Below are 11,033 nucleotides of genomic sequence, written 5' to 3' on the forward strand. Positions count from 1 at the left end.
TCGAGGGCTCGCCCCGGCATGGCCGATTTCCGCACCCATCTTGGCGTGGCCGCCGCCGGCGGTGCCGTGCTCGCCCATGGCGGCTGGCAGGCGGGCCTGTGGACGGCCTGGGAGGCCCTGCCGATGCTGGCGCTGGTGACCTTCGGCGGCATCCTGCCCGATATCGACGCCGACCGTTCCAGGGCGATCCGGCTGATCTTCAACCTGCTGGCGGTGCCCGGGGTGGTGGCCGGCGCCCTGCTGCTGCAGGGGCGGCTCGACGCCGGTGGCCTGCTGCTGGCGTGCGGGGCGATCTATCTCGGCGTGCGTTACCTGGCCGGGGCCCTCTTCTCGCGCTTCACGGTCCATCGTGGCCTGTGGCACTCGCTGCTGGCGGCCGCCCTGTGCGGCCTGATCAGCGTGGTGGTGAGCCAGCGGATCTTCGCCCAGCCCGATACCCTGGCCTGGGCCCACGGGCTGGCGGTGGCGCTGGGCTTCGTCATCCACCTGCTGCTCGACGAGCTCTACAGCGTCGACCTCACCGGGGCGCGCATCAAGCGCTCCTTCGGCACCGCCCTCAAGCCCTTCGACTGGCGCTCCCCGGGCAACTCCCTGGTGATGCTGCTGGCGGCGGTCAACCTGCTGCCCTGGCTACCCCCGCTGGCGCCGCTGTGGGCGCTGCTGGCTCAGGGTGCAGCGCTCTGGCGGTAGTCCTCGGCCTTGAGGCCGTACTTTCTGAGCTTGTCGTAGAGGGTCTTGCGGGGCAGGCCCAGATGCTCGGCCACCTCGGTGACCCGCCCGCGCTGGCGCGCCAGGGCCTGGTCGATCAGACTCTTCTCGAACAGCTCCACCTGCTGGGGCAGGGGCAGCTCGCCGGCGTCGCTCTCGGCGCCCTCGAGCAGCGCCTGCAGGCGGTAGTCGAAGGCGGCGCCGAGCAGCACGTAGCGCTCGGCGAGATTGCGCAGTTCGCGTACGTTGCCTGGCCAATCGTGGGCCAGCAGGGCGCTGATGCCGGCGGCATCCAGGGGCGGCGCTTCCAGGCCGCTGCGGTTGGCGGCCACCACCGCGAAGTGCTGGAAGAGCAGCGGGATGTCCTCGCGGCGCTCGCGCAGCGGCGGGATCGGCAGGGTCACCACGTTGAGCCGGTAGTAGAGGTCCTCGCGAAACTCGCCGGCCTCGGCGGCAGCCTTGAGGTCCACCTTGGTGGCGGCGATCACCCGGATGTCCAGGGGGACCGGGACGTTGGAGCCGAGCCGCTCCACGCTGCGCTCCTGCAGCACCCGCAGCAGCTTGACCTGCAGGGTGAGCGGCATCGACTCGATCTCGTCCAGGAAGACGGTGCCACCGTCGGCGTGCTCGAACTTGCCGATACGCCGCTCCACGGCCCCGGTGAAGGCCCCCTTCTCGTGGCCGAACAGCTCCGATTCGATGGTGCTCTCCGGCACGGCGCCGCAGTTGATCGCCACGAAGGGGCGGCTGGCGCGGCGGCTGCGCTCGTGGATGGCGCGGGCCACCAGGTCCTTGCCGGCACCGGTCTCGCCGAACAGCAGCACATCGGCCTCCACCTGGCTGATGCGCTGCACCATGGAGGCGAGCCGCTGGATGGCCGGGGTGCGCCCCACCAGCCGCGGGCCGAGGGCCGACTGCTGGGCCTCCAGCTCGGCCTTGAGCTCGCGATTCTCCAGGCTCAGGCGGCGCTTCTCCACGCCGCGGCGCACCACCTCCACCAGCCGCTCGGCGGCGAAGGGCTTCTCGAGGAAGTCCCAGGCCCCCTCGCGCATCGCCTCCACCGCGGTGGAGATGTCGCCGTGGCCGGTGATCAGGATCACCGGCAGGTCCGGGTCGCGCAGCCGGACCTCGCGCAGCAGCGCCATGCCGTCCATGCCGGGCATGCGGATGTCGCTGACCACCACGCCGGGAAAGTCCGGGCTCAGCTGCGCCAGTGCGGCCTCGGCGCTGGCATGGGGCTCGGGGGCATAGCCGGCCAGCTCCAGGGTCTGGCCGGCGGTGATCCGCAGATGGGGTTCGTCATCGATGATCATCACCGGGATGGCGGCCGGGTCATACATGGGGCAGGGTCTCCTGATCGGGCTGGACGTTCGCGGTACGCCGGCCTTCGTCACGGGGCAGCCGAATGGTGAAGAGGGCGCCGCCCTTGGGGCGGTTGGCGGCACTCAGGCGCCCGCCCAGGTCGTCGACGATCCGTGAGGAGATCGACAGGCCTAGCCCGAGCCCCTTGCCGGATGACTTGGTGGTGAAGAAGGGTTCGAAGATGCGGGTCAGGTTCTCCTCGGCGATCCCCGGCCCGTTGTCGGCCACCCCCAGCACCACCTGGTCGCCTCTCACCTCGACGCTCAGCTCGAGGCGCGGGGAAGGGGTGTCGGCCATGGCCTGCAGGGCGTTGCCGATCAGGTTGACCAGCACCTGCTCGAGGCGCACCAGGTCGGCGCGCACCCAGACCTCCTGGTCGGGCCAGCGGCGGATCACCTCCACGTCGCTGTCGCGCAGCCGGGTCTGGAACAGGCGCAGGGCGTAGTCGAAGCAGGCGACGGGGGAGACGGCGGTGAGCGTCTCGCCGCTCTTGCGCGAGAACTGACGCAGCTGGGCGCTGATCTCCGACATCCGCGCGGTCAGCTCGACGATCTGCTCGAGGTTGAGATCGACGCTCTCCAGGCGCTGGCGGGCCAGAAAGGTGCGGGCGTTCTCGGCATAGGCGCGGATCGCGGCCAGGGGCTGGTTGAGTTCGTGATTGATGCCGGCGGCCAGCTGGCCGAGCACGGCGAGCTTGGCGGCCTGGATCAGCTCGTCGCGGGTCTGGCGCAGGCTCTCCTCGGCGCGCCGGCGCTCGTCGATCTCGGCGGAGAGCCGGCGGTTGGTCTCCAGCAGGTCCCAGGTGCGGCGCTCGACGTTGCGTTCCAGCTCGTCCCGGGCGCGGGCCAGGGTCTGACGCTCGCGCTCGGCGAACTGCTCGCGTTCGCGGCGCAGGCGCAGGCGCTGCCAGCCGATGCCGCCGCCCAGCAGCACGATACCGTAGAGGCCGCCGGCCAGCAGCGCCGAGACCCACTGTGCCTGGATCACCGGGCTCACCGACTTGAGGATATGCATCTCCCAGCCGAGCTCCTCGAGGGGGCGGGAGACGGCCAGATAGCGGGGGCCGGACAGGGGCCCCTCGCGGAAGCTCACCAGGCGCGTGCGCTCGCCTCGGCGCTCGAGCAGCTCGACCCCGGAGTGGGTCAGCGGCTCATCCGCGTAGCGGCGAGTGGCCAGCAGCGCCTGGCGCTCCTCCTCGGAGAGCGGGTGCAGGGAGGTCATGCGCAGCTCTTCGCGGCTGGCCATGAAGATGATCTCGTCCTCATCGGTGACCAGTAGCTCGGCGTCCTGGTCGGCCCAGCTCTCCTCGACCTCATCCAGCAGCACCTTGATCACCATTACGCCGTCGGGGCTCGAGTCGGGCTGAGTGTCGTCCAGCCAAACCGGCGCGGAGAAGTAGTACCCGCGCTCCAGCGACTGCACGCCGAGGCCGTAGAAGCGCCCCTGGCCGCCGGCGATGGCGTCGGTGTAGTAGCTGCGAAAGGCGTAGTTCTGGCCGATGAAGGTGTTGGGCAGGTGCCAGTTGCTGGCGGCCAGGGTGTCGGCGTGGCGGTCGAGCAGGTAGACGTCCGAGACGTCGGCGGTGGCTCGGAAGCGGTCCAGCAGCAGGTTGAGGGGCATGGCGTCCTGGCTGTGGGGGGAGGCCAGGAAGCGCTGTACCGCTTCGCGGGTGGCGAGCAGCTGCGGCAGGTAGTTGTGGCGGGAGAGGTGGCCGATCAGGCCCGCCGCCGAGAGGCGCAGCTCGTTCTCGGCGTCCTGCTCGAGGGTTTGCAGCGCCTGGTCCCGGGCCACCTGGGCCGCCTGCCACATCACCAGGCCCAGCCCCAGGGGGGCGGCCAGCAGCAGCAGGGTTCGCCAGCTGGGCGCTACCCTCACGAGGCGGTTTCCCGGCGCGGTGCCGGCATTGCCTGGGCGCGCCGCAGGGCGCGCTGGGCGCGGGTCTCGGCGCGGGCCAGCTCCAGCAGCCCCTCCTCCACGTAGACCAGGTGCTCGTGGGCCCGGTCCCGGGCGTCCTCGGCGCGCCCCTCGAGGATGGCGTCCAGCAGGGCGCGGTGCTGGGTCATCAGCTGGCCGCGAGCCTCTTCCTTCTCGAACAGGTGGGCCAGGTTGTCGACGATGCTCCTCTCCAGCAGGTGGAAGATACCGCGAATGGTGTGCAGCAGCAGGACGTTGTGGGCGGCCTCGGCGATGGCCAGGTGGAAGGCGGCGTCGGCCTTGGCCTCCCGGGCCGGGTCCTTGCCCTGGAAGCAGGCGTCCAGCTCCTCGAAGCGCTTGATCAGCAGCGCCCGATCGGTGGGGGTGGAGCGCAGCGCCGCGTAGTAGGCGGAGATGCCCTCCATGGCGTCGCGAAACTCGAGCAGGTCGAGATGGAACTCGCCGTGGCGAGAGAGCATCTCCAGAATGGGGTCGCTGTAGCCGCTGGTGAGCGACGCGGAGACGAAGGTGCCGCCGCCCTGGCGGCTGATCAGCAGCCCGCGAGCGGAGAGCTTCTGGATCGCCTCGCGCAGCGAGGGGCGGGAGACGCCGAACTGCTCGGCCAGCTCCCGCTCCGGGGGCAGGCGCTGCCCGGGCTTGAGACTGCCCTCGAGGATCATCGCCTCGATCCGCTCGGTGAGCACATCGGCAAGGCGGGGTTGGCGTACGGGTTGATAGGCCATGGGGGGAACTCCGGATCGATGGTGCCGGTGTCAGGGTACGACATTGAATTGGTAATACCAATCTCTCCGCCTTGGCGCCGTACGGGAGGGCGTCATTTTCCTTCCGGCTTTCAGTAGGTTGCCGAGGGGGGAAATGTCCCACTACCAAAGTATAGCGCCGCGAGGCAGGAAAAAGGCCCGCCCAGGTTTGACACTGTCTGGGTACCCCTCCTAAGGTGCGCCCATTCGTCTGCTGTAAATTGGTTTGACCAATTCATTCAGCGCCGCCGTCCTGTATGACGAGGATTCTGCCGATGACGCCAGTCAAGTGCTACCCGCCGAGGCCGGAGAAGGTCTACTTCTTCGGTACCTGCCTGATCGACCTCTTCTATCCTGAAGCCGGCCTGGACGGGATTCGCCTGCTGGAACGGGAGGGCATCGAGGTGCTCTTTCCCCAGGACCAGACCTGCTGCGGCCAGCCGGCCTACACCTCCGGCTACCAGGAGGAGGCGCGGGCGGTGGCGGCGGCACAGCTTGGTCTCTTCCCCGAGCCCTGGCCGATCATCGTACCCTCCGGCTCCTGCGGCGGCATGATGCGCACCCACTACCCACAGCTCTTCGCCGGCACCCCTCACGAGGCAAAGGCCAACGAGGTGGCCGGACGCATCTTTGAACTGACCGAGTTCCTGGTGCATGTCTGCCACCTGAAGCTGGAGGATCGCGGTGCGCCCGAGAAGGTGGCCATGCACACCTCCTGCAGCGCACGCCGCGAGATGGGCCTGGCCGAGACCGGCCCGGCGCTGCTGGCCCAGCTCGGCCAGGTGGAGCTGGTCGAGCAGGCGCGTGCCGCCGAGTGCTGCGGCTTCGGCGGCACCTTCGCCGTGCGCCACCCGGAGGTCTCCGCCGCCATGGTGGAGGACAAGACCCTGGCCATCGAGGCGACCGGGGCCGAGCGTTTCGTCACTTCCGACTGCGGCTGTTTGATGAACATCGGCGGGCGCTTCGCGCACCAGAAGAAGGCCGTGAAGGGCGAGCACATCGCCAGCTACCTGTGGCGGAGAACCTCATGAGCGTGCAGACATTCACTCCCCGGGAGTTTCACCGCCAGGCCCATGACGCCCTGGGCAACCCGCAGATTCGCGGCAACTTCCGCCGCGCCATGGATGGCCTGATGGCCAAGCGGCGCGACGCCTTCGCGGACTGGGACCTCGAGGCCCTGCGCGAGCTGGGTGCCAACATCCGCCTGCGGGCGCTGGCCAGGCTGCCCGACCTGCTGGAGCAGCTGGAGGCCAACTGCCAGGCCAACGGCATCCGGGTGCACTGGGCCGAGAATGGCGAGGAGGCGTGCCGCATCATCCGCGAGATCTGCGAGTCCCACGGTGCCAGGTCGGTGATCAAGGGCAAGTCCATGGTCTCCGAGGAGATGCACCTCAACGCCCACCTCGAGGCGGCGGGTATCGAGGCGCTGGAGTCGGACCTCGGCGAGTACCTGGTGCAGCTCAACGAGCAGACCCCCTCCCATATCATCATGCCGGCGATCCATCTCAACACCGATGAGATCTCCGAGATCATGCACGAGAAGACCGGCACCGAGCGCACCCGGGACGTCGACTACATGACCGCGGCGGCACGCCAGCAGCTGCGCGAGCGCTTCATGGGCGCCGACGTGGGCATCTCCGGGGTCAATTTCGCGGTGGCCGAGACCGGCACCCTGTGCCTGGTGGAGAACGAGGGCAACGGGCGCATGACCACCACGGTGCCGCCGGTACATATCGCCGTGACCGGCATCGAGAAGGTGGTCGAGCACCTGCGCGATGTGCCGCCTCTCTATGCGCTGCTGACCCGCTCCGCCACCGGCCAGCACGTCACCACCTACTTCAACATGATCAGCTCGCCGCGGAAGGCGGGCGAGCACGACGGCCCGAAGGAAGTGCACCTGGTGCTGGTGGACAGCGGCCGTTCCCGTATCTATCAGGATGACGAGCTGCTCGACACCCTGCGCTGCATCCGCTGCGGCGCCTGCATGAACCACTGCCCGGTCTACACCCGGGTGGGCGGCCACGCCTATGGCACCACCTACCCGGGCCCCATCGGCAGCATCCTCTCCCCGCACATGATGGGGCTGGAGGAGACGAAGGACCTGCCCACGGCGTCGACCCTGTGTGGCGCCTGTGGCGAGGTCTGCCCGGTGAAGATCCCGATCCCCGACCTGCTCGTGCGTCTGCGCCGCGAGGCGGTGGGTGAGGGGCGCGGCAACGTGCCCGGCGCCGGTATCAAGCGCACCCGCAAGGAGGTCGCCGCCTGGAAGGGCTTCCAGTGGCTGGCCACCCATCCCGGCGCCTGGCGCAGCGGTACCGCCCTGGCTGGCAAGCTCAAGGTGCTGATGCCCTCGAAGCTGGGCGCCTGGAGCGACTACCGTGTCGCCCCGGTGCCCGCCAGCAGCTCCCTGCATGCGCTGATGAAGCGGCGCCAGGCCAGCGGGTCCTCGACCGACCCGTCCCGCGTCGAGTCAACCCACGAGGAGAAGCGCCGATGAGTGCCCGCGATGCCATTCTCAAGCGCCTGCGCGAGCGCACCGACGGCCCCCTGAGCGCCCCCGAGAGCGACTTCTCCGTGGTCACCCAGCGCGGCTGGAGCCTCGATGAACGCCTGGACCGCTTCGAGCGGTGCATCACCTCGGTCCACGGCGAGGTGGTCCATACCGATCGCGCGAGCTGGACCGAGGCCCTGGCCAGAGTGCTGGCCGACAAGGGGATTCGGCGTCTGGCGCTGGGGCGCGAGCACCTGGTGGCCGTCGAGGCTCGCCAGGCGCTGGCTGATGCCGAGGTCGAACTGGTCGACGTCGACCGCGATATCGAGGGCTGGCAGCGGGAGCAGTTCGAGCGCGTCGATGCCGGCCTGACCTCGACCCGCGGCGCCATCGCCGAGACCGGTAGCCTGTGGCTCTGGCCGACTCCCGACGAGCCGCGCCTGATCAGCCTGGTGCCGCCGATCCATGTCGCGGTGCTGGATGCCGACACCGTCGAGGACACCTTCTTCGACGTGGTGGAGCGCCATGGCTGGGCCAGCGGCATGCCCACCAATGCGCTGCTGATCTCCGGGCCCAGCAAGACCGCCGATATCGAGCAGACCCTGGCCTATGGGGTCCACGGCCCCCGCGAGCTGGTGGTGATCGTGCGCCATGATCAGGCTTCGGCCCGGGATGGGTCATGAGTACTGGTCTGGCCGAGCGCATTCAGGCGCTCAAGGCGGCGCTGGCCGAGACCCTTCCCGCCGAGCGGCTGATCGATGACCCCCTGCGCACCCTGGCCTACGGCACCGACGCCAGCTTCTATCGCTTGATACCCAAGCTGGTGGTGCGCCCCGAGAGCGAGGCCGAGCTGCAGCGGGTGCTGGCCGAGTGCCGCATCCGTGGCGTGCCGGTGACCTTCCGGGCTGCTGGCACCTCGCTCTCCGGCCAGGCCGTGACCGACTCGGTGCTGATCCAGCTAGGCCGCGGCTGGCGCGGCCACGAGATCCTCGACGCCGGGCGGGCGATCCGCCTGCAGCCCGGGGTGATTGGCGCCCGGGCCAACCAGCTGCTGGCGCCCTACGGGCGTAAGATCGGCCCCGACCCGGCCTCGATCAACAGCTGCATGATCGGCGGCATCGCCGCCAACAACGCCTCGGGCATGTGCTGCGGCACCGCCCAGAACAGCTATCGCACGGTGCGCGACCTGCGCGTGATCCTGGCCGACGGCACCCTGCTGGATACCGCCGAGCCGGCCAGTCGCGAGGCCTTCCGCCGCTCCCACGCCGGGCTGGTCAAGGGCCTCGAGCGCCTCTCGGCCGAGACCCGCGCCAACGAGACCCTCGCCGAGAGGATTCGCCACAAGTACCGGCTGAAGAACACCACCGGCTATGCCCTCAACAGCCTGGTCGACTTCGAGGATGGCATCGAGATCCTCAAGCACCTGATGATCGGCTCCGAGGGCACCCTGGGCTTTATCAGCTCCATCACCTACGACAGCGTGGTAGACGAGCCCTGCAAGGCAGCGGCGCTGGCCTTCTTTCCCGACATGGCGACCACCTGTCGCGCCACCATCGCGCTCAAGTCCTCGCCGGTCTCCGCGGTGGAGTTGATGGACCGTGCCGCCCTGCGCTCGGTGCAGGACAAGCCCGGCATGCCGGAGTCCCTGCGCACCCTCCCCGACGGGGCCGCGGCGTTGCTGATCGACGTGCGCGGCCACGACGAGGCGGACCTCGAGTTGCGCATGGCAGAGGTGCAGGCGAGCCTGGAGGGCATCCGTGCCCTGGAGCCGGTCACCTTCACTCGCGCGCCGGCCACCTACGAACTCTACTGGAAGATCCGCAAGGGGCTCTTCCCGGCGGTGGGCGCGGTGCGCGATACCGGCACCACGGTGGTCATCGAGGACGTGGCCTTCCCCATCGAGCGCCTCGATGAGGGCGTGCTGGCGCTGACCGATGTCTTCCATCGGCATGGCTACCCGGAGACGATCCTCTTCGGCCACGCTCTGGAGGGCAACCTGCACTTCGTCTTCCCCCAGGGGTTCGAGAAGCCCGGCGAGGTCGATCGCTATCAGGGGCTGATGGACGAGGTCGCCCAGCTGGTGGGCGTCGAGTACGGCGGCTCGCTCAAGGCCGAGCACGGGACCGGGCGCAACATGGCCCCCTATGTGGAGCTGGAGTGGGGTCCCGAGGCCTATGCCCTGATGTGGGAGATCAAGGCGCTGTTCGACCCCGAGAACCTGCTCAATCCCGAGGTGATTCTCAGCCGTAACCCCACCCTGCATCTGGAGAACCTCAAGCCGCTACCGGCCGCTCACGAGATCGTCGACAAGTGCATCGAGTGCGGCTTTTGCGAACACGTCTGTCCGTCGAAGGATCTCACCCTGACGCCGCGCCAGCGCATCGTGATTGCCCGCGAGATGGCCCGCCTCGAGGCGCTGGGCGAGACGGCCAGCGGCGAGGAGGCCGGGCGCCTGGCCGCGCTGCGCGCCGATTACGGCTACGCGGGCGACGAGACCTGTGCCGCCGATGGCCTCTGTGCCATCCAGTGCCCGGTGGGCATCAATACCGGCGACCTGGTGCGCGAGCTGCGCCATGAGCGGCTGGCGAGCCGTGCCGGCCTCGCCAAACGGGTGGGGCGGCACTTCTCCGGTGCGACCCGCCTGGCGCGGGGCGTCTTGAACGTCGCCGGGGCGACAAGCCGCGTGCTCGGCGATGAACTGATGGAGAAGGCCAGCGGCGGGGCGCGCCGCCTGAGCGGCGGGCGCCTGCCCCAGTGGACGCCGGCGCTGCCCCAGGCCGCGCCGGTGCGCGTGCTGAAGCAGCCACCGTCCGGCCAGGGCCGCGACAAGGTCGTCTATCTGCCCAGCTGTGCAACCCGGGTGTTCGGCGCCAGCCGCCAGGATGACGAGGAGACGCGTTCGGTGATGGAGATCACCCTGGCGCTGCTCGAGCGGGCCAGCTTCGAGGTGATCATTCCCGAGATGGTCAGTCACCTCTGCTGTGGTATGGCCTTCAACTCCAAGGGGCAGTTCGAGGAGGCGACCCACAAGGCGCGGGAGCTCAATCGCGAACTGCTGGTGGCGAGCCAGAACGGCCGCTATCCGATCCTGATGGACACCAGCCCCTGCGTGCTGCACCTGCAGGGGCGCCTGGACAAGCGGCTGGTGGTCAGCGAGCCGGTGGCTTTTGCCCATGATCACCTGCTGGATCGCCTCTCCCTGGTCCCGCTGGACGAGAGGGTCGCGGTCCATGTGACCTGCTCGAGCACGCACATGGGCCACGGCGAGAAGATGGTGGCCCTGGCCCGCGCCTGCGCCCGGGAGGTGGTGGTGCCCACCGAGATCACCTGCTGTGGCTTCGCCGGCGACAAGGGCTTCACCACGCCGGAGCTGAACGCCTCGGCGCTGGCGGGGCTCGCCGACCAGGTAAAGGGGTGCAGTGCCGGCTACTCCAACTCGCGAACCTGCGAGATCGGGCTGGCGCGACATGGCGCCATTCCCTATCGCTCCATCCTCTCCCTGCTGGATCGGGCGAGCCGAGCGGGCGCCTGACACTTTTTTATCAAAAGGGCTTGCCCCGGGCCGGAGGAAGCCGTAAAGTACGCATCCGCTGCCGGTGACCAGCAAGGTTGCAGGCGGTAATAGGTGGTAGAAGTGGTTGTTCTGCTTGGGGTTTTTGAGAGTTTCGAAAATCTTCTCGCTTGACACTCACCGCGGATTCGCTAGAATGCGCGCCACTTGTTCTGCAGGGCTCGCTAAGGGCTCTATTCGCAACGCCTCGGCAAGATGAGGCGTGTTGTCAGCGGAGATCGGACGG

General features: G+C 69.0%; 8 protein-coding genes. 5 read left to right on the plus strand and 3 right to left on the minus strand.

Annotated features, from left to right (window positions below; genetic code table 11):
- Positions 1-18 precede the first annotated feature (18 nt).
- Positions 19-690, plus strand: a complete 672-nt coding sequence (locus DER72_RS12275) for a metal-dependent hydrolase (protein ID WP_110070276.1) — start codon at positions 19-21, stop codon at positions 688-690.
- On the opposite strand, the gene DER72_RS12280 is transcribed toward DER72_RS12275, so the two are convergent.
- Genes DER72_RS12280 through DER72_RS12290 form a run of 3 tightly spaced genes read right to left on the minus strand, consistent with a single transcriptional unit; the run spans position 666 to position 4,727 of the window.
- A complete protein-coding gene (locus tag DER72_RS12280; RefSeq protein WP_110070277.1) occupies positions 666-2,048 on the minus strand; it encodes a sigma-54 dependent transcriptional regulator in 1,383 nt (460 codons plus the stop codon). The two genes, DER72_RS12275 and DER72_RS12280, sit on opposite strands and share 25 nt — an antisense overlap.
- Complete coding sequence (locus tag DER72_RS12285) at positions 2,041-3,945, minus strand: ATP-binding protein (RefSeq protein ID WP_258306294.1); 1,905 nt, start codon at positions 3,943-3,945, stop codon at positions 2,041-2,043. The genes DER72_RS12280 and DER72_RS12285 overlap by 8 nt, the downstream gene beginning before the upstream one ends.
- Positions 3,942-4,727, minus strand: coding sequence for a GntR family transcriptional regulator (locus tag DER72_RS12290; protein WP_110070278.1), 786 nt, complete (start codon positions 4,725-4,727; stop codon positions 3,942-3,944). The genes DER72_RS12285 and DER72_RS12290 overlap by 4 nt, the downstream gene beginning before the upstream one ends.
- A gap of 293 nt (positions 4,728-5,020) precedes the next feature.
- On the opposite strand from DER72_RS12290, the gene DER72_RS12295 reads away from it, so the two are divergent.
- Genes DER72_RS12295 through DER72_RS12310 form a run of 4 tightly spaced genes read left to right on the plus strand, consistent with a single transcriptional unit; the run spans position 5,021 to position 10,768 of the window.
- Positions 5,021-5,776 carry a (Fe-S)-binding protein gene (locus DER72_RS12295; RefSeq protein ID WP_110070279.1) on the plus strand — a complete coding sequence of 252 codons (756 nt, stop codon included), beginning with the start codon at positions 5,021-5,023 and terminating at the stop codon, positions 5,774-5,776.
- Positions 5,773-7,242, plus strand: a complete 1,470-nt coding sequence (locus DER72_RS12300; protein ID WP_110070280.1) for a LutB/LldF family L-lactate oxidation iron-sulfur protein — start codon at positions 5,773-5,775, stop codon at positions 7,240-7,242. Before DER72_RS12295 ends, DER72_RS12300 begins: the two co-directional genes overlap by 4 nt.
- Positions 7,239-7,919 carry a lactate utilization protein C gene (locus DER72_RS12305; RefSeq protein WP_110070281.1) on the plus strand — a complete coding sequence of 227 codons (681 nt, stop codon included), beginning with the start codon at positions 7,239-7,241 and terminating at the stop codon, positions 7,917-7,919. Before DER72_RS12300 ends, DER72_RS12305 begins: the two co-directional genes overlap by 4 nt.
- Positions 7,916-10,768, plus strand: coding sequence for an FAD-binding and (Fe-S)-binding domain-containing protein (locus DER72_RS12310; RefSeq protein WP_110070282.1), 2,853 nt, complete (start codon positions 7,916-7,918; stop codon positions 10,766-10,768). Before DER72_RS12305 ends, DER72_RS12310 begins: the two co-directional genes overlap by 4 nt.
- The last annotated feature ends 265 nt before the right edge of the window (positions 10,769-11,033 follow it).

The organism is Halomonas sp. A11-A (genome assembly GCF_003182195.1).
Taxonomy (GTDB): domain Bacteria; phylum Pseudomonadota; class Gammaproteobacteria; order Pseudomonadales; family Halomonadaceae; genus Halomonas; species Halomonas alkalicola.

What these genes read in the sequence shown, in the direction of transcription:
- DER72_RS12275 (WP_110070276.1), top strand. Translation starts at nt 19, where the DNA reads ATGGCCGATTTCCGCACCCATCTTGGCGTGGCCGCCGCCGGCGGTGCC.
- DER72_RS12280 (WP_110070277.1), bottom strand. Translation starts at nt 2,048, where the DNA reads ATGTATGACCCGGCCGCCATCCCGGTGATGATCATCGATGACGAACCC.
- DER72_RS12290 (WP_110070278.1), bottom strand. Translation starts at nt 4,727, where the DNA reads ATGGCCTATCAACCCGTACGCCAACCCCGCCTTGCCGATGTGCTCACC.
- DER72_RS12295 (WP_110070279.1), top strand. Translation starts at nt 5,021, where the DNA reads ATGACGCCAGTCAAGTGCTACCCGCCGAGGCCGGAGAAGGTCTACTTC.
- DER72_RS12300 (WP_110070280.1), top strand. Translation starts at nt 5,773, where the DNA reads ATGAGCGTGCAGACATTCACTCCCCGGGAGTTTCACCGCCAGGCCCAT.
- DER72_RS12305 (WP_110070281.1), top strand. Translation starts at nt 7,239, where the DNA reads ATGAGTGCCCGCGATGCCATTCTCAAGCGCCTGCGCGAGCGCACCGAC.
- DER72_RS12310 (WP_110070282.1), top strand. Translation starts at nt 7,916, where the DNA reads ATGAGTACTGGTCTGGCCGAGCGCATTCAGGCGCTCAAGGCGGCGCTG.